The organism is Chromobacterium sp. INPA-IVC, from assembly GCF_059047085.1.
Genome location: NZ_JBTNLS010000010.1, coordinates 91758 through 110041, shown reverse-complemented (window position 1 = coordinate 110041; position 18284 = coordinate 91758). Strand labels below are relative to the sequence as shown.

General features: G+C 61.5%; 17 protein-coding genes. 9 read left to right on the top strand and 8 right to left on the bottom strand.

All coding sequences use genetic code 11. The annotated features are described in order from the left end of the window. Positions 1-174 precede the first annotated feature (174 nt). Genes ubiB through queA form a run of 5 tightly spaced genes read right to left on the bottom strand, consistent with a single transcriptional unit; the run spans position 175 to position 4489 of the window. Positions 175-1701, bottom strand: a complete 1527-nt coding sequence (gene ubiB, locus ACX17K_RS19290) for a ubiquinone biosynthesis regulatory protein kinase UbiB (RefSeq protein ID WP_493776036.1) — start codon at positions 1699-1701, stop codon at positions 175-177. Between the two features lie 7 nt (positions 1702-1708). Then, positions 1709-2296: a ubiquinone biosynthesis accessory factor UbiJ gene (locus ACX17K_RS19285; protein WP_493776035.1), complete on the bottom strand. Its 588-nt coding sequence runs from the start codon at positions 2294-2296 to the stop codon at positions 1709-1711. 19 nt (positions 2297-2315) lie between these two features. Further along, complete coding sequence (ubiE, locus tag ACX17K_RS19280) at positions 2316-3050, bottom strand: bifunctional demethylmenaquinone methyltransferase/2-methoxy-6-polyprenyl-1,4-benzoquinol methylase UbiE (RefSeq protein ID WP_070980783.1); 735 nt, start codon at positions 3048-3050, stop codon at positions 2316-2318. A gap of 2 nt (positions 3051-3052) precedes the next feature. Continuing rightward, the gene (locus tag ACX17K_RS19275) at positions 3053-3424 is read right to left on the bottom strand and encodes a gamma-butyrobetaine hydroxylase family protein (protein ID WP_493776034.1); all 372 of its coding nucleotides are present in this window, start codon (positions 3422-3424) and stop codon (positions 3053-3055) included. A gap of 42 nt (positions 3425-3466) precedes the next feature. Continuing rightward, on the bottom strand, positions 3467-4489 hold the full coding sequence (queA, locus tag ACX17K_RS19270) for a tRNA preQ1(34) S-adenosylmethionine ribosyltransferase-isomerase QueA (RefSeq protein WP_493776033.1): 1023 nt from the start codon (positions 4487-4489) through the stop codon (positions 3467-3469). A gap of 271 nt (positions 4490-4760) precedes the next feature. Here queA and aroQ point away from each other — a divergent pair, with 271 nt between their 5' ends. The 5 genes from aroQ (at position 4761) to ACX17K_RS19245 (ending at position 9164) form a co-directional block, all read left to right on the top strand. Then, positions 4761-5231: a type II 3-dehydroquinate dehydratase gene (gene aroQ, locus ACX17K_RS19265; RefSeq protein ID WP_493776032.1), complete on the top strand. Its 471-nt coding sequence runs from the start codon at positions 4761-4763 to the stop codon at positions 5229-5231. A gap of 35 nt (positions 5232-5266) precedes the next feature. Beyond that, positions 5267-5725, top strand: a complete 459-nt coding sequence (gene accB, locus ACX17K_RS19260) for an acetyl-CoA carboxylase biotin carboxyl carrier protein (RefSeq protein ID WP_021475510.1) — start codon at positions 5267-5269, stop codon at positions 5723-5725. 123 nt (positions 5726-5848) lie between these two features. Continuing rightward, entirely contained in the window at positions 5849-7204 is a 1356-nt protein-coding gene (gene accC, locus ACX17K_RS19255; protein ID WP_493776031.1) for an acetyl-CoA carboxylase biotin carboxylase subunit, read from the top strand. Beyond that, positions 7204-8100 carry a 50S ribosomal protein L11 methyltransferase gene (gene prmA, locus ACX17K_RS19250; RefSeq protein WP_343481230.1) on the top strand — a complete coding sequence of 299 codons (897 nt, stop codon included), beginning with the start codon at positions 7204-7206 and terminating at the stop codon, positions 8098-8100. The genes accC and prmA overlap by 1 nt, the downstream gene beginning before the upstream one ends. Beyond that, positions 8097-9164, top strand: a complete 1068-nt coding sequence (locus tag ACX17K_RS19245) for a DUF3426 domain-containing protein (RefSeq protein ID WP_493776030.1) — start codon at positions 8097-8099, stop codon at positions 9162-9164. Before prmA ends, ACX17K_RS19245 begins: the two co-directional genes overlap by 4 nt. A gap of 39 nt (positions 9165-9203) precedes the next feature. Here the strand turns inward: ACX17K_RS19245 and ACX17K_RS19240 are convergent, their stop codons facing one another. Next, positions 9204-9524: a hypothetical protein gene (locus tag ACX17K_RS19240; protein WP_493776029.1), complete on the bottom strand. Its 321-nt coding sequence runs from the start codon at positions 9522-9524 to the stop codon at positions 9204-9206. Positions 9525-9651: 127 nt separating this feature from the next. Next, positions 9652-10539: a LysR family transcriptional regulator gene (locus tag ACX17K_RS19235; RefSeq protein ID WP_493776028.1), complete on the bottom strand. Its 888-nt coding sequence runs from the start codon at positions 10537-10539 to the stop codon at positions 9652-9654. 102 nt (positions 10540-10641) lie between these two features. Between ACX17K_RS19235 and ACX17K_RS19230 the strand changes: the two genes are divergently transcribed. From ACX17K_RS19230 to ptsG, 3 genes are all read left to right on the top strand, one after another. Next, positions 10642-11034 carry a DoxX family protein gene (locus tag ACX17K_RS19230; RefSeq protein WP_493776027.1) on the top strand — a complete coding sequence of 131 codons (393 nt, stop codon included), beginning with the start codon at positions 10642-10644 and terminating at the stop codon, positions 11032-11034. A 440-nt stretch (positions 11035-11474) separates the two neighbouring features. Next, the gene (gene ptsP, locus ACX17K_RS19225) at positions 11475-13988 is read left to right on the top strand and encodes a phosphoenolpyruvate--protein phosphotransferase (RefSeq protein ID WP_493776026.1); all 2514 of its coding nucleotides are present in this window, start codon (positions 11475-11477) and stop codon (positions 13986-13988) included. A gap of 173 nt (positions 13989-14161) precedes the next feature. Next, the gene (gene ptsG / locus ACX17K_RS19220; protein WP_493776025.1) at positions 14162-15910 is read left to right on the top strand and encodes a PTS glucose transporter subunit IIBC; all 1749 of its coding nucleotides are present in this window, start codon (positions 14162-14164) and stop codon (positions 15908-15910) included. A gap of 73 nt (positions 15911-15983) precedes the next feature. On the opposite strand, the gene ACX17K_RS19215 is transcribed toward ptsG, so the two are convergent. Next, positions 15984-16625, bottom strand: coding sequence for a hypothetical protein (locus ACX17K_RS19215; protein ID WP_493776024.1), 642 nt, complete (start codon positions 16623-16625; stop codon positions 15984-15986). A 288-nt stretch (positions 16626-16913) separates the two neighbouring features. Between ACX17K_RS19215 and ACX17K_RS19210 the strand changes: the two genes are divergently transcribed. Continuing rightward, positions 16914-18272 (top strand): TcdA/TcdB catalytic glycosyltransferase domain-containing protein, encoded by a 1359-nt coding sequence (locus tag ACX17K_RS19210; RefSeq protein ID WP_493776023.1) that lies wholly within the window; start codon positions 16914-16916, stop codon positions 18270-18272. The last annotated feature ends 12 nt before the right edge of the window (positions 18273-18284 follow it).

Sequence of the window (18284 nt, the reverse complement as noted above, 5' to 3'; positions counted from 1 at the left end):
CAAGGTTACCGCATTTTGGCTGCGGATTGATGAGGCTGCCGATAATTAGCACCATGCCATGGCTCAAGCATGCCAATCGTCTGATTGCGCAGCCCTTCTCCGCGCCTGGCCGGCAAGCGGCGGGCATGAAAAAAGCCGCTCGTCGGGAGCGGCTCGGCGATGGCGAGGCATCGATCAAAGCAGGGACTTGGCCAGCAGCCCGGCCAACAGGATGGCGATCAGCAGCAGTAGGAAGTTCTGCCGCTTCTGCTCGCGCATCAGGTGCATATAGCCTTCCACCAGGAGATCGGTCTTGGCCGAGCCCAGCGCCTCGTTCAGCTTGCGCGGCAGAGTCGGCAGCGTAGTCGCCCACTGCGGCGCCTCGTTCTTCAGCGTGCGCAGCAGGCCGCGCCAGCCGATCTGCTCGTTCATCCACTTGGTCAGAAAAGGCTTGGCGGTGTCCCACAGGTCCAGCTCCGGATCCAGCTGGCGGCCCAGGCCTTCGATGTTCAGCAGCGTCTTCTGCAGCAGCACCAGTTGCGGCTGGATTTCCACATTGAAGCGGCGGCTGGTCTCGAACAGGCGCAACAGCACCATGCCGAACGAGATCTGGCTCAGCGGCTTCTCGAAGATCGGCTCGCACACGGTGCGCACCGCGGCCTCCAGCTCCTCGGCGCGGGTATCCCTGGGCACCCAGCCGGACTCGATGTGGGCGGTGGCCACGCGGTGGTAGTCGCGGTTGAAGAAGGCCAGGAAGTTGACCGCCAGGTAATGCTTGTCGGAATCGGTGAGGCTGCCGACGATGCCGAAATCCAGCGCGATGTAGCGGCCGTCCGGCGCGACGAAGATATTGCCCGGGTGCATGTCGGCGTGGAAGAAACCGTGGCGGAACACCTGGGTGAAGAAAATCTCCACGCCGAAGCGGCTGAGCTTCTGCAGGTCGACGCCGGCCTCGCGCAGCCTGTCGATCTGCCCCACCGGAATGCCGTGCATCCACTCCAGCGTCAGCACCTCGCGGCTGGAGTAGTCGTAGAACACCTCGGGCACGATCAGCATGTCCGAGCCCTTGAAATTGCGCCGCAGCTGCGAGGCGTTGGCCGCCTCGTGCATCATGTCCAGCTCGTCGTGCAGGTATTTGTCGAACTCGGCCACCACCTCGCGCGGCTTCAGCCGCTTGCCGTCGGAGAACAGCCGCTCCACCCAGCCGGCCAGCGTCCGCATCAGGGACAGGTCCTGCTCGATCACCGGCAGGATGCCGGGCCGCAGCACCTTGACCGCCACCTCGCGGCCGCGGCTGCCGTCCGGCTGGCGCAGCCAGGCCTTGTGCACCTGGGCGACCGAGGCGCTGGCCACCGGTTTCAGGTCGAAATCGACAAACAGCTCCTCCACCTTGCGGCCCAGGCTGCGCTCCACCACCTGGCGGGAGATTTCGCCGTCGAACGGCGGCACCCGGTCCTGCAACCGCGCCAGCTCGTCAGCGTATTCCGGCGGCAGCAGGTCGCGGCGGGTGGACAGCACCTGGCCGAACTTGACGAAGATCGGCCCCAGGCTTTCCAGCGCCAGCCTCACCCGCTGCGGCAGCGGCGCCGAGGTGTCGCGACGGACCGGACACAGGCCGAACAACTTGTGCAGGAAGGCGAGCCTGGAGTGGCCCTCGAGGAAATCGTCCAGGCCATAACGGTACAGGGTGGCAACAATCTTCAGCGAACGCGATATCGACATAGATCCGTCAGGTCTGGGAATTCTGTTTATTGTTGAGCGCGGTTTCCAGCCGTTCCAGCCGCTTGTCCAAGCGGCCGGCGTCGTCGCGCAGATGATCCACTTCGGCGACGAAGCGCTGCACCAGATGGCGGCTGGCCAGCAGCGGCGCTTCCTCGCGCAGGTGCTCGATCCAGCCGTCGGCCAGGCGGAAGGCCAGCTGGCCCTTGAAGCCGAACAGCCCGCGCGCCAGGTTTTCCATCCGCTGCGCGGCCACGTCACCGAACACCCGCGACAAATCCTCGCTGGCGTGCCAGTGCAGCTGGCCGACGATGCGCCCCACCGCCGACGCCAGGTCGGCGTCACCCTCCAGCGCGATGTCCGCCAGTTTCGGCGCCTGGCCGGTCAGATGCGACAGCACCGCGCCGTGGCGCAGCTTCAGCCTGGCCTCGGGCTCGCCGTCGCAGGCGGCCAGCCAGCCTTCTTCGGTGATCACGCCGGCCACGTGCAGCGGCGGCAGCGCGATCGCCACCCGGCGGCCGGCATGGGCCGCCAGCTCGGCGCGCCGCGCCGGGTGCTGGTTCAGCAGATGGTTGAAGGCTGCGATCTGGATGGCCATGAAGCGCTCTCCCGCGAGATCAGAACTTGACGCCCTTGTGCAGCGCAACAACGCCGCCGGTCAGATTATGGTAGTCCACCTTGCCGAAGCCCGCGTCCAGCATCATCTGCTTCAGCGTTTCCTGGTCCGGGTGCATGCGGATGGATTCGGCCAGGTACTGGTAGCTGTCAGCGTCGCCCGCCACCAGCTTGCCCATGACCGGCAGCGCCTTGAACGAGTAGAAGTCGTAGAACGGCGACAGCGGCTTCCATACCTTGGAGAACTCCAGCACGAACAGCTTGCCGCCCGGCTTCAGCACCCGGCACATCTCCTTCAGCGCCCCGTCCTTGTGCGTCATGTTGCGCAGGCCGAAGGCCACCGACACCGCGTCGAAATAATTGTCCGGAAACGGCAGCTTCTCGGCGTCTGCCAGCGATACCGGCAGGATCACGCCCTCGTCCAGCAGGCGGTCGCGGCCCACGGTCAGCATCGAGCTGTTGATGTCAGTCAGCCACACTTCGCCGGTCTTGCCGACGCGCTTGGCCCAGCCGCGCGACAGATCGCCGGTGCCGCCGGCGATGTCCAGCACCTTGTCGCCGGCGCGCACGCCGGAGGTGGTCAGCGTGAAATGCTTCCACACCCGGTGCAGGCCGCCGGACATCAGGTCGTTCATCACATCGTACTTGCTGGCCACCGAATGGAAGACTTCGGCCACCTTGCCGGCCTTGTCGCTCTCCGCCACGGTCTTGTAACCGAAATGCGTGCTCTTTTCCATGCTCACTCCCTGCTCGCGCCGGCGGCGGCGAGCTTGTCCAGATATTGCTGCCAATACTGGCCGCGCTTGGCGCCCAGCTCGTATAGGTAGGTCCAGCTGTAGAGGCCGCTGTCGTGGCCGTCGTCGAAGGTGATTTTCAGCGCGTAATGCCCTATCGGCTCCAGCGCCGTGATGCCGACATGCATCTTGCCGGTCTGCAGCTTCTCCTGGCCTGCGCCGTGGCCGCGCACTTCCGCCGACGGCGAGTGGACGCGCAGGTATTCGCACGGCAGCTCGAAGCGGGCGCCGTCGTCGAAGGCGATCTCCAATATCTTGGACACTTGGTGCAGCTGGATTTCCACCGGCTGGGCGGCGTCGGGCGCGAGTCCGGACATGGGCATGATCCCTCTATATCGGGTTGGACCGCGGCGGCGCGGTCAGGCCTTCTTTTCCAGCAGCATGGCATCGCCATAGCTGAAGAAGCGGTATTCCTTCTCCACCGCGTGGCGGTAAGCCTGGAAAATCTGGTCGTAGCCGGCGAAGGCCGACACCAGCATCAACAGCGTCGACTTTGGCAGGTGGAAATTGGTCAGCAAGCGGTCCACCACGCGGAAACGGTATCCTGGCGTGATGAAGATGTCGGTCTCGCCGCGGCCGGCGGTCAACTCGCCGCTGCGGGCGGCGGACTCCAGCGCGCGCACGCTGGTGGTGCCGATGGCGACCACCCGGCCGCCGCGGGCGCGGGCGGCGGCGACGGCATCCACCGTTGCCTGCGGAATATCATAGATCTCGCTATGCATCTTGTGCTCGGCCACGTTGTCCACCTTCACCGGCTGGAAGGTGCCGGCGCCGACGTGCAGCGTGACGAAGGCCGTTTCCACGCCCTGGGCCTTCAGCCCGGCCAGCATCTCGTCGGTGAAGTGCAGGCCGGCGGTCGGCGCCGCCACCGCGCCCTGCTCGCGGGCGTAAACGGTCTGGTAGCGCTCATCGTCGTCGTGCTCGGCGCTGCGCTCGATATAAGGCGGCAACGGCAGCCTGCCGGACGCCTCCAGGATGTCGTAGACGTTTTCCTCGGCCAGGAAGCGCAGTTTGAACAAGGCGTCGTGCCGCTCCACCATCTCCGCCTCCCAGCGGCCGGCGAAGATCAGCCGGCTGCCCGGCTTCGGCGATTTGGAGGCGCGGACATGGGCCAGCGCGGTGTGGTCGTCCAGCACGCGTTCAATCAAGGCCTCGACCTTGCCGCCGCTGGCTTTTTCGCCGAACAGGCGGGCGCGGATCACCCGGGTGTCGTTGAACACCAGCAGGTCGCCGGCTTGCAGCCGGGACGGCAGATCGGCGAAACTCAGGTCGGACAGCGTCATGCCGTCCACGTGCAACAGGCGGCTGGCGCCGCGCTCCGCCGGCGGGTGCTGCGCGATCAGCGCCTCGGGCAGGTGGTAGTCGAAATCGGAAAGCTGCATTGCGGAAACTATCGTTCGGAATCGGCGAATTATACCCGCGCCCACTCGCCGGGCACAGTGCCGCGCGTCGACAACCCTTGCTTTCTCCGACTTTTCGCCACAGTATTCTTTTGGCATGAAGGGAATGCCAGCCGACGAAAAAACGTCGAAAAATCTAGGGCCTTCACTCTAAATCGCACTCCGCGATCTCTGGCCAACACGCCAAACAACCGTTTTAAATCCCGCAAAAGCTGGACATCTTGCAGCGAATTGCGGCAAACTCGCGGCCAAGATGAAAAACAGGAGCCTGGCCTTGAGCCAATCCATCCTCGTGCTGCACGGCCCCAACCTCAACCTGCTTGGCGTTCGGGAACCACAACACTACGGCCGGGACACCCTTGACGACATCAATCGGCGCCTGACTCAGCAGGCCAAAGCGGCTGGCTTCTCCCTGTCCGCGCTGCAGAGCAACGCCGAACACATACTGATAGAACGCATACACCAATGCCTGGATGACGGCACCGCCTTCATCCTGATCAATCCGGCGGCGTTCACCCACACCAGCGTCGCGCTGCGCGACGCGCTGGCCGCGGTGAAGGTGCCGTTCATTGAAGTACATCTATCCAACGTCCACGCCCGCGAGCCGTTCCGCCAGCATTCGTACTTCTCCGATCTGGCGCTCGGCGTGATCTGCGGTCTGGGCGCCCATGGCTACGAACTGGCGCTTGCGCACGCGGTACGACACCTGTCCGCGCAAGTCTGACCATCGTTACAGAATATCCAATCGAAGGATCGACAATGGACCTGCGTAAACTGAAAAAACTGATCGACCTGGTCGAAGAGTCCGGCATCGCCGAACTGGAAGTGACCGAAGGCGAGGAAAAAGTCCGCATCACCCGCGTATCCTCGGTCGCTCAACAAGCTTTTGTCCAGCCGATGGCGCAGATGTACGCCGCTCCGGCCGGCACCCCGGCCGCGGCTCCGGCAGCCGCCGCTCCCGCCGCCGCCCCGGCCGCCGACACCCAGAACGCGATGAAGTCGCCGATGGTCGGCACCTTCTACCGCTCGCCGAGCCCGGGCGCCAAGTCCTTCATCGAAGTGGGCCAGAGCGTCAGCGCCGGCGACACGCTGTGCATCATCGAAGCGATGAAGCTGATGAACGAGATCGAAGCCGACCGTTCCGGCGTGATCAAGGCCATCCTGGTGGAAGACGGCCAGCCGGTGGAATACGGCGAACCGCTGTTCGTCATCGAGTAAGCGCTCGGACGACATCGCGAGATTCAGGGCACGGCCAAGGTCTGTGCCCTTGTCGTTTGACGTGACAGCATGGGCCCCGGACCGGCCAAGCGCCCGAACCGGATCAGCCCGCGGAGAGATTCCATGTTCGAAAAAATTCTGATCGCCAACCGTGGTGAAATCGCGCTGCGCATCCAGCGCGCCTGCCGTGAAATGGGCATCAAGACCGTGGTCGTGCACTCCGAGGCCGACCGCGAAGCCAAATACGTGAAGCTGGCCGACGAATCGGTCTGCATCGGCCCGGCTCCGTCGGCCAAGAGCTACCTCAACGTGCCGGCGCTGATCGCCGCCGCCGAGGTGACCGACGCCCAGGCCATCCACCCCGGCTACGGCTTCCTGTCGGAAAACGCCGACTTCGCCGAACGCGTCGAGCAGTCCGGCTTCGTCTTCATCGGCCCGCGTCCGGACACCATCCGCACGATGGGCGACAAGGTGTCGGCCAAGCACGCGATGATCGAAGCCGGCGTGCCCTGCGTGCCCGGCTCCGATGGCGCGCTGCCGGACGATCCGGCCGAAATCGCCAAGATCGCCAAGAAGATCGGCTACCCGGTCATCATCAAGGCGTCCGGCGGCGGCGGCGGCCGCGGCATGCGCGTGGTCCACTCCGAAGGCGCGCTGATCAGCTCGGTGCAGATGACCCGCACCGAAGCCGGCGCGGCTTTCGGCAACCCCACCGTATACATGGAAAAATTCCTGGAGCTGCCGCGCCACATCGAGATCCAGATCCTGGCCGATGAATACGGCAACGCCATCTACCTGGGCGAACGCGACTGCTCGATGCAGCGCCGCCACCAGAAGATCATCGAGGAAGCGCCGGCGCCGGGCATCACCGACAAGCAACGGCAGAAGATCGGCGAAGCCTGCGCCGAAGCCTGCCGCCGCATCGGCTACCGCGGCGCCGGCACCTTCGAGTTCCTGTACGAGAACGGCGAGTTCTACTTCATCGAAATGAACACCCGCGTGCAGGTGGAGCATCCGGTGACGGAAATGATCACCGGCGTGGACATCGTGCAGGAACAGATCCGCATCGCCGCCGGCGAGAAACTGCGCTATAAGCAAAAAGACATCGTGTTCGCCGGCCACGCGATGGAATGCCGGATCAATGCCGAGGACCCGTTCACCTTCGTGCCGTCCCCGGGCAAGATCGAGAGCTACCACCCGGCCGGCGGCCCCGGCATCCGCATCGACTCGCACATCTACCAGGGCTACACCGTGCCCTCGCACTACGACTCGATGGTGGGCAAGCTGATCGCTTACGGCGACACCCGCGACCAGGCGATGGCGCGGATGCGCGTGGCGCTGTCGGAGATGGCGATCTCCGGCATCAAGACCAATATTCCGCTGCACCAGGAGCTGTTCCTGGATGCGGCCTTCCAGCGCGGCGGCACCAGCATCCATTATCTGGAGCACCGCCTGCAGCAGAAAAAAGGGGAAGCCTGATGGCATGGTTGCAAGCCACCATTGATTCCGATTCCGCCGTCGCCGAACGGCTGGCCGACGCGCTGATGGATGCCGGCGCGCTGTCCACCGCCATCGAAGACGCCTGGGCCGGCACCGACCGCGAGCAGCCGATCTTCGGCGAACCGGGCGAGCCGGTGGACCAGCTGTGGAGCCAGAGCCGCATCATTACCCTGTTCGACGAGAATGCCGAAGTGGCGCTCTTGATCGCCGCCGCCGCCAACGCCTGCCAGCTGGCCATGCCGGCTTACAGCGTGGAGCGCGTCGAGGAGCAGGACTGGGTGCGGCTGACGCAGTCGCAATTCGAGCCGATCCGCATCTCCGACCGGCTGTGGATCACCCCGACCTGGCACGAGGCGCCGGCCCCCAACGCGGTGAACCTGCAGCTGGACCCGGGCTTGGCCTTCGGCACCGGCAGCCACCCCACCACCCGGCTGTGCCTGCAATGGCTAGACAAGCAGCTGCAAGGCAACGAGAGCGTGCTCGACTACGGCTGCGGCTCCGGCATTCTGGCCATCGCGGCGCTGAAGCTGGGCGCGGCCTCGGCCGTCGGCATCGACATCGACCAGCAGGCGGTGCGCGCCAGCAAGGACAACGCCGAGCAGAACGGCGTGCAGGCCGATTTCTTCCTGCCGGACGCCAATCCGCAAACCCAGTACGACGTGGTGCTGGCCAATATTCTGGCCAATCCGCTGCGCATGCTGGGCGACCTGCTGGCAAGCCATGTGAAAACCGGTGGTAGAATCGTGCTTTCCGGCATCCTCGCCGAACAAGCCGAAGAACTGTCCGCCATCTACAGCCAATGGTTCGAGATGGACCCGCCGGTGTTCGACGAAGGATGGACTAGACTGACAGGAACCCGACGCGCCGCCGTATGACATACACGACACAGTGCCCCAACTGCCAGACCCGCTTCAAGGTCAATGACAGCCAGTTAGCAGCCGCCAATGGACTGGTGCGCTGCGGGCGCTGTTCCCATGTATTCAAGGCTCCGGATCATTTCGTCATCACCCGCCCCGAGCCGGCGCCCGCCTTGGCGGCGCCCCCGGCGCGCGATCCGATGGACGACTTCGAGCTGGAAGTGCCGGATTTCGATCCCCAGGCCCAGCAAGGCGACGTCCAGATCCTGCCGGACCCGGTCGCCGCTCAGCAGCCGCGCGCGGCGGCCGCTCCCGTCCAGGCTGAAGCGCCGCCCCCGAAACAGGAAGACGTGGAAGCCTTCCAGCGCGCGCTGTCCGAGGCGATGCAGAACCGCCATGTCTCCACGCCGATCGGCAATCCCTTCGACGATCCTGAGCCGCCGCCCGCCCCGACCCAGCCCGAGGTGTTCGGCAGCCGCCGGCGCGCCGAGGCTGCGCATGCCGAGGAAGCGCCGCCGGCGCACGTCGAATTCGATGAGCCGCTGTTCACCGACGCCGACGCGGTGGAGGAGGAGGCGGCCCGCACCCACAAGCCGGCCGGCCCCTGGCTGAACGGCCTGCTGGCCGCGCTGGCGGTGATCGGCGCGCTGTTCCTCGCCGCGCAGCTGGTCTACATCAATCGCACCCGCATCGCGGCGGAAGTGCCGGAATCCCGGCCGACGCTGGAACATCTGTGCCGCGCGCTGGATTGCGAAGTGCCGTGGCCGACCGACATCGCGCTGATCCGCACCGAATGGTCTGAGCTGGCCTTCGTCCCCGACTACCCCAACCTGATCCAGCTGTCGGCGACGCTGAAGAACCACGCGCAGTATCCGCAGGCGTATCCGATGCTGGAAGTGACGCTGAAGGACAGCGACGACCAGGTGCTGATCCGCAAGGTTTTCGCGCCCAAGGAATACCTGAAGCCGGACGACCTCAAGCTGAACCGCTTCAACGCCAACAGCGAGGTCAAGGTCACCATGCGGCTGGATGCCGGCAAGGTGCATGCGATGGGTTACAGCCTGTACTGGTTCTACCCCTGAGAGCGGGCGGCGCTCCCGCGCCGCCCCGCATCCGCCGCCTCACTCCTCCATCTTGAAATCGAATTCCTGGCTCAAGGTCGCGCTCGGCGCGCAGCGGTATTCGCGCAAGGCCTTGGCGATCTCCGAACGGAAGCCGCTGCGGTATTGCGGCGGAATCGCCGCGCTGAACGTCGCGCTTCTGATGCCGGATACCGAGCCGTCGACGCCGGTCTTGAACGTCACCTTGACCACCCCGGCCACTTCATCCCTCATCGCCGCCACCGGATAGTCGGGCTTCTGCTGCTTGGCGCAACCCGCCGCCGCCGCAGTCATCGTCGTGCCCAAAACCAGCAAACCGGCCACCACCATCTTTGTTTGCATGACCTACTCCTTCCCGATACACGGAGCGCGTGCCTACGCGCGCCGGCTTCCGTTATAGGAAAAGAGATGATTGTCCGCATACAAACATTTTCCTTGAAAATCAATCACTTGGCATGGATAATCCGCCTCAGCCGCGGAAGAATTCCGCCAGGTATTCGACGAACACCCTCACCTTGCCCGGCACATGGCGGCGCACCGGATAGACCACCGACAAGTCCAGGCAGTGCCAATGATAGCCGGGCAGCACCGGCACCAGCCTGCCGTCGGCCAGCTCTTCGTCCAGCAGAAAGCGCGGCTGCAGCACGATGCCCATGCCGTGCACGGCCGCGTCGGTCAGCACGTCGCCGTTATTGGCCTTGAGTCCGCCCCGGACCTTCACCCTGCCCTGGCTGCCGTCCGGCGCCTGGTAGTCCCAGACATTGGGCTGGGACGTCAGCGCGTACAGCAGGCACTGGTGGTCGACCAGCTCGGCCGGACTCCCGGGCGTGCCGCGGCGCGCCAGATAGTCCGGCGAGGCGGCCAACAGGTCTTCGATCTGCGCCAGCTTGCGCGCCACCAAAGAGGAGTCGCTGAGGTTGGACACCCGCAGCGCCAGATCGAATCCCTCCTCCACCAGGTCCACCCGACGGTCGTTCAAGCTCAGCTCCACCTCGATCTGCGGATGGCGCTGGTGGAAGCCGCCGATGATCCGCCCCAGGTAGCGCATGCCGAAGGACACCGGCGCCGATACCCTGAGCCTGCCCACCGGCTCGCTGGCGCCGTGGGACAGCAGCGCGTCCAGCTCGTCCAGTTCGCCCAGCAGGCTGCCCGCCTGGGCCAGATAGGTTTCGCCGGCCTCGGTCAGCGACAGCTTGCGCGTGGTGCGATGCATCAACCGCACGCCGAGCCGGTTCTCCAGCGCCGCCACCAGTTTGGTCACCATCGCCCGCGACAGCTCAAGCCTTTCCGCCGCGGCGACGAAACTGCCCAGCTCGGCCACGCAGACGAAGGCGCGTATCTCGGAGAATCTATCCATATAATTTCTTATAGAGAAATAATAATTTTCAAATTTTAGTATTTATTGAATATAAAGCTGATGGTCAAATAGCGCCATACCAATCTGAACTGGAACGCAATCATGAACCGTCTGCAAAACCCCTACCTGGCCGCCCTGGTGCTGCGCGTGTCGCTGGGCCTGATGTACCTGTCCCACGGCGCGCTGAAGCTGTTCGTCTTCACTCCGGCCGGCACCGCCGAATACTTCGCCAGCCTGGGCCTGCCGGGCTTCGTCGGCTACTTCGCCATCCTGATCGAGATCGGCGGCGGCCTGCTGCTGCTGGCCGGCATCCAGGCGCGCTGGGTGGCGCTGCTGCTGGTTCCGCAACTGCTGGGCGCCATCATCCTGGTGCATGGCGCCAAGGGCTGGATGTTCACCAACGAGGGCGGCGGCTGGGAATACCCCGCCTTCCTGATCGCCAGCTCGCTCGCGCTGTTCCTGCTGGGCCAGCCGGAACGGCAGCGCCAAGCCTGACCAAGCCCAGTCACCGATCCCCCGCCCCGCTTCCGCGGGGCTTTTCGCTTTTTAGAGTCGCATTACAAAAATGCAACAGCGACCGTATTTCCGCCCGCATCCCCAAGTCCGCAATATTCAAGCGCTATCTCGCGTCCGTCCGCCAATATGCTGCAATGCAGCAGACAATCAAGACAATTCCGACTTGCACATTTTCTTGATTGCCATCAAGCTGCTGCGTGATTTGCATGTAGTTAAACTACAAAATTGGCAAGATACGCACAAGCCCAGTCGCCGGCCCGACAAGACGACTGCCTGTATATAATTGTCAACCCCCCGTCAGGACAAGCCAGCATAACAAAAGCATGCCGCGGCGCGGCCATCGCCCGGCCCCCATCCAACGGCTTGATTGACGCTCGTAATAAAACGACTGGAATTATCCACGAATTGAGGAGTTTCTCATGGGCACCACCGCACCAAGATTAGATGTTCTAGCCCCCCTTTCCGGGTGGCTGGTCCCCTTGGACAGCGTTCCGGACCCCGTGTTCGCCGGCAAGATGGTCGGCGACGGCATCTCGCTCGATCCCACTTCGGGCAGTCTGCTGGCTCCGGTCAGCGGCGTGGTCAGCAATCTGCACTCCTCCCACCACGCGCTGACCATCACCACCGCGGAAGGCGTGGAAGTGATGGTGCACATCGGCATCGACACCGTGATGCTGAAAGGCGAAGGCTTTTTCCCGCTGGTCGAGCAAGGCCAGCAAGTTGTCGTCGGCCAGCCGGTCATAGACTTCGACCTTGACCTGGTGGGCCGCAAGGCCGCCAGCCTGCTGACCCAGATCATCGTCACCAACGGCGAAACCGTGGCCAGGATGAGCCTGGCCGACGGCATGGTCGACGCCGGCAAGAGCGTGGTGCTGTCGCTGCAGCTGGCTAACGGCAAGGCCGTGTTGCCTATCGAAACCGCCGAACCCCAATTGTCCGCCGACATCGCCATCGGCAACCCCGCCGGCCTGCATGCCCGTCCGGCGGCCGTATTCGCCAGCAAGGCCAAGACCTTCTCCTCCGACATCCAGCTGATCCTTGGCGACAAGGAGGCCAACGCCAAATCCGTGGTCGCCGTCATGGGCCTGGCCACCAAGCTGGGCGACCTGGTGCGCGTGCGCGCCGCCGGCGGCGACGCCTCGGCCGCCATCGCGGAACTGACCCAATTGCTGAACGACCGCTGCGGCGAGAAGGCCGACGAGGCGCCGATCGCTCCGGCCGCCATGCCGGTCTTCGCCCAGCAGCAGGACAGCGACAGCCAGCTGGCCGGCGTCGGCGCTTCGCCCGGCATCGCCATCGGCCGCATCGTCCACCACCGCCTGCAGGAATTCGACGTGCCCGAGCACGGCAAGGGCGCCAATGTGGAACAGCAGGCGTTCTCCCGCGCCGCCGAGGAGGCCGCCGCCCAGCTGGACCTGGTCAAGGCCCAGCTGACCGATCCGGCCAAGCAGGCCATCCTGTCCATGCACCAGGAACTGCTGCAAGACCCCGAGCTGCTCGCGCAGACCTATAGCGGCCTGGCCGACGGCAAGTCCGCCGCCTGGTCCTGGCGCGCGGCCTTCAGCGCCTACTCCGCCCGCCTGGAGGCGCAGGACAATCCGCTGCTGCGCGAACGCGCCAACGACATCCGCGACGTGGGCCGCCGCTTGCTGGCGCTGCTGGCCGGCGTCAAGCAGGCCGCGCTGGAGCTGCCGGCCGGCTCCATCCTGATCGCCGAAGACCTGGCCCCGTCCGACACCGCCGCGCTGGATCCGTCCAAGGTGATGGGTTTCTGTACCCGCACCGGCGGCGCCACCAGCCACGTGGCCATCCTGGCGCGCTCGCTGGGCATTCCGGCGATCTGCGGCATCTCCCAGGCCGCGCTGAAGCTGCCGGAAGGCCTGCAGGTGATCCTGAACGGCAGCGAGGGCACGCTGGCCATCGCGCCGACCGCGGACGACATCGCCGCCGCCGAGCGCGACATCGCCCGCCTGGCCGAGCGCCGCGCCGCCGAGGCTGAAAGCTCGATGCGTCCGGCCGCGACCCGCGACGGCGCCCGCATCGACGTGGTGGCCAATATCCGCAACGCCGCCGACGCGCGCGAAGCAGTGGCCAAGGGCGCCGAGGGCGTGGGCCTGCTGCGCTCGGAATTCCTGTTCGACAACCGCGACACCGCGCCTACCGAAGCCGAGCAGGCCGCCGAATACTGCGCGGTGGCCGAGGCGCTGGGCAAGGAGCGCCCGCTGGTGGTCCGCACGCTGGACGTCGGCGGCGACAAGCCGCTGTCCTATCTGCCGCTGCCCAAGGAAGACAACCCCTTCCTCGGCCTGCGCGGCATCCGCGTCAGCCTGGAACGCCCCGACCTCTTGCGCACCCAGCTGCGCGCCATCCTGCAAGCCGCGCCGCAGACCCAGCTGCACATCATGTTCCCGATGGTGGCCTCGCTGGAAGAGCTGCGCGCCGCCAAGGCCGTGCTGGCCGAAGAGCAGGCCGCGCTGGGCGTGTCCGGCGTCAAGGTGGGCATCATGGTGGAGGTGCCGTCGGCCGCGGTGCTGGCCGCGCGCTTCGCGCCGGAAGTGGACTTCTTCTCCATCGGCACCAACGACCTGACCCAGTACGTGCTGGCGATGGACCGCGGCCACCCGCAGCTGGCCAAGCAGGCCGACGCGCTGCACCCGGGCGTGCTGGCGATGATCGCGCTGACTTGCGAGGGCGCGCGCACGCACGGCAAGTGGGTGGGCGTCTGCGGCGGCCTGGCTTCCGACGAACGCGCCGCGCCGCTGTTGGTGGGCATGGGCGTGACCGAGCTGTCGGTCAGCACCCCGGCGGTCGCCTCGGTGAAAGCCACGCTGGCGCGCTGGAGCATGGACGAGTGCCGCGAGCTGGCGCGCGAGGTGCTGGCGCTGTCCACCGTCACCGACGTCCGCCACCATCTGAATCAACTCGCTCGTTAAAAGAATAAGCCTCGGCGCGGGCACAGTCCGCGGCGCCGGGCGGGGAGACCGCCGGGGAAACCCGGTGCCGTCCGGCGCCGATCAAGCGGCTTGGCGCGCGAAGAGGCTTTATAGAGGGGACGGCGTCACAGCCGCTCGACATTCCATAAGCATGTCAAAGCAGGATAATAATCATGTTTAGCTCAGCATTCGCTAACTTGCAGAAAGTAGGCAAGTCCCTGATGCTACCGGTGGCCGTGCTGCCGGTGGCCGGTCTGCTGCTTGGTATCGGCGCGACCGACTTCCACACCCAGAACGCCGTGCTCCTCGCGATCCTGTCGCTGATGAAGCATTCCGGCGAGGTGATTTTCGGCAACCTGCCGCTGATCTTCGCCGTAGCTGTCGCACTCGGATTTACCGAAAACGATGGCGTCGCCGCCATCGCCGCGGTGATCGGCCACCTGGTCACCACCGTCACCCTGGGCGTGATGGCTACCCTGATGGGCGTGAAAACCGCCATGATCATGGGCCTGCCATCTATCCAGACCGGCGTGTTCGGCGGCATTCTTGCCGGCGGCCTGGCTGCCTATATGTTCAACCGTTTCTACCGGATCAAACTGCCCGAATACCTGGGTTTCTTCGCCGGTAAACGCTTCGTGCCCATCATCACCGCCATCGGCGCCATCGGTCTGGGCGCAGTATTGTCTGTGATATGGCGACCGATTGGCGAAGCCATCGAAACGTTCTCCCACTGGGCGGCCGTCAGCGACCCGCGCACCGCCGCTACCGTATACGGTTTCCTTGAGCGGCTGCTAATCCCCTTCGGCCTGCACCACATTTGGAACTTGCCGTTTTTCTTCGAAATGGGCGACTTCGTCGACGCTAGCGGCAAGCATATCCACGGCGATATCAACCGCTTTTTCGCTGGCGACCATACCGCAGGGGTACTTGCTGGCGCATTTTTCTTCAAAATGTTTGGTCTACCTGGCGCGGCCATTGCAATATGGCACTCGGCCAAACCGGAAAACCGCGTAAAAGTAGGCGGCATCATGGTCTCTGCCGCGCTGGCATCGTTTCTAACCGGCATCACTGAACCGATCGAGTTCTCCTTCTTATTCGTCGCCCCTGTGCTGTACTTTATTCACGCCTGCCTCGTCGCCTCGGCCCACTTTATTGCCAACACGCTAGACATGCACATGGGCTTCACGTTTTCACAAGGTGGCCTCGACTTCGTACTGTTTAACTTAGTAGGCGACAAGGCCAAGCATGCCAGTTACGTGTTCATCCTGGGCCCAATCTACGCTGTGGTCTACTACTCGGTGTTCCGCTTCGTGATCGCCAAGTTCAACCTGAAGACGCCGGGCCGCGAAGATGAAAGCGCGGAAAGCATCGGTGCCGTCAGCGAAGACCAGCGCGCCCGCGAACTGGTGCTGGCCTTCGGCGGCCGCTCCAACATCCGCAGCCTGGACGCCTGCATTACCCGCCTGCGCATCGCGGTGCAGGACACCGCCAAGGTGGACCAGCCCAAGCTGAAAGCGATGGGCGCGTCCGGCGTGGTGGTGGTGGGCAGCGGCATCCAGGCCATCTTCGGACCGTTATCCGAGAATCTGAAGACCGATATGGAGATCTATCTGCGCGGCGCGGGCAGCGACGCCGAGCTGTCGTCCGCTCCTGCAGCCGCCGCGCCCGCAGCCTCTCCGACAGCCGCCGCCACGGCCGACGTCTCCGCGCTGAAGCAGGCGCTGGGCGGCCCGGCCAACCTCGGCAAGGTGGAGGCCATCGCCCACACCCGCCTGCGCGTGGAGCTGAAGGACGCGGCGTGCTTCGACGAGGCCGCAGCCCGCGCCGCTGGCGTGTCCGCCGTCACCCTGGTGGCGCCGGGCGTGCTGCATTTGATCGTCGGCGATCAGGCCACCAGCCTGGCCGCCGCGCTGCAAGGCTGACCTCTCAGCGACACAAAAAACGCCAGCGGATCTCGCTGGCGTTTTTATTAAACCACTGGACGTTCAATTACCCTTAGGCCAATGAGGTACGCTCACGCCAAAGAGCTTCCCAATCACGCTCACTGGCAAATATTCCAAGCCCCCAGCACATCGGTTCTAATAGAGCACGCACTACCTTGCCCTTCCAATTGCCCTTTTCACGACGCCCCATCTTATAAGCTAACTCTTCTGCACGCCACTTTGCAATAGGGAACATAATACTCTCAGCCAATCGTGATTTACGCATCAGACGAACATAAGGAATCGCCCATACATGATAACCACGAACCATCGCAGATGGCAGATAGTATTGCGTATATTCTAAATCAGCACGCCATGTTTCACGATCCAACATACCCTTACGGTAGAAATGAGTGCAAATTACTCGACTACTACCACTATTATTACCACCCCCACCATTCTGAAAATCTCTCGCCCCCGAAACACATCCCTTATCACCGCTGATTGCAGTATTCAGATTATCACTCCAACTGCTACCACCACTATTATTACCACCTCCATTGTTCCCTCCCTGCCCCGGAGGATCTGACAGCCGCTCCCCCCCGACAACGGATGCGATTTCCACATCTGAAATGACTTGCATTTGGTAGCAAACTACTTTTTTCATTCTAATCTCCAAAATAGAAACACATAAAAATGCTATTTGCATTTTCATGATGATTTTACATCAATTCAACCACTCAACCTGATGTGAATAATCACGCTTGACAAAAAACGGACACCGTAATTTCATTGTGGGCTTTTCAAGCTTACTCGTGATTAATTTAAATAAGAGCTAGCATAGAACAACCCTACATTTCCTAGTCTCCTAACACAGCCTTTTCTTTATCAATGTCATCCACTGATTAAAATACATCGTCTAGACAATTAATCCACTTTATTTTTACTTAATTCTCTATCAACCAATTAAACAATACCAAACCCAATTGAAACTACTATTCATATGAAAAAAAACCAAAAAGAAGTGGTAGCTTATTATGCTGAAAAATTCGATGCTTTGATATTAAATGGAAAAGAGCATCTAATAAAAAATATGCTTGATAAGCACAATAAGAAAATCACCTCTCCCGTAATGAATAGCGTGACACTCAGCAATATTTTCTTCATATGGATAGGATCCTTAAGAGAAACTGCTTTAGAATATATTGAAATATGGAAAGAATCACTGTCAGAAAATCAAACAATTACAATTTACTATGACAGCCGATTTCTATTATTCAATCAGAGAAAAGAAATATTTAAACAATGTTATTCAATTGACAATAACACTCCAGCCGAAAAAATTATTACCTTTCAAAACGACTTTCATGAATACATTCAAACGAGGCTTAAGAATGGGATTTCCTTTGATGAATCTCTCATCGAAATATCGGAACAGCACTCTCCCACACTCGCAAAAAATTTAATAAGCACACTTCATCAAGCAAAGGAAAGTATCTCACACTTAAAAAATAATTATTTCCTAATAGACATAAAAACCCAGCACCATCTTTTCAATGACCCATTTTTCTATCACATGTACTTGATGGAGATTACATTAAGAGGAAATGCCGCAGCGGCAGCAGATATACTGAGATTACTTATACTTTACCATTCCGGCGGCATGTATATTGACGTCGACACTTTACCATCCCTTGAATCCATCTTCGGCATCATAGAGAGCAAAGCAAGCCATAACATAATCAGCATTATCAAATCAGAGTATTTTCTAAGAAAAAGAAGACAACTGAGGCAAGTTGGACATCATCTTAATCTAGACATATCTGTTTTAGAAAACTACCTAGCAGAAAAAGACCCATTTGCACTGTATAAAATAAAAAAAATCGCAAGCAATCTTCGCTCCATAAAATTAGCGTCAATTCATGCAAGAACGCACTCGGACCTTGTTGCACTTACTTCATATCAAAGCCGGCAAGAGTTCAATAATAATATTCTGATCGCAGAGAAAAACTCACGGCTCATTCGTATAATTCTCAGAGAGGTAAAAAGGCGATATCAATTTATATTAAAAAATGAATTCCATATTTCACCAAATGAGCAAGTACCAAAGAGTCACTATTTATATAGATTGTCCAACTACCGATATGATGCTTTAGATAAAAATGATAATGTGACTTTATTTTTGACAGGTCCAGCACTTATCTTGGAAATTATACTAGGAGTTGCATATGAAATCCTGCCTATCAAGAAAACTATTAGCTCCCAAGCGCTATCCTACGCCTTATGCTTAGCAAGCATCTCAATAGCATATACAGAACACACGAGCTATACGCCCGAGCACATGAAATCATCATGGAGGTGAAGTAAACATCAC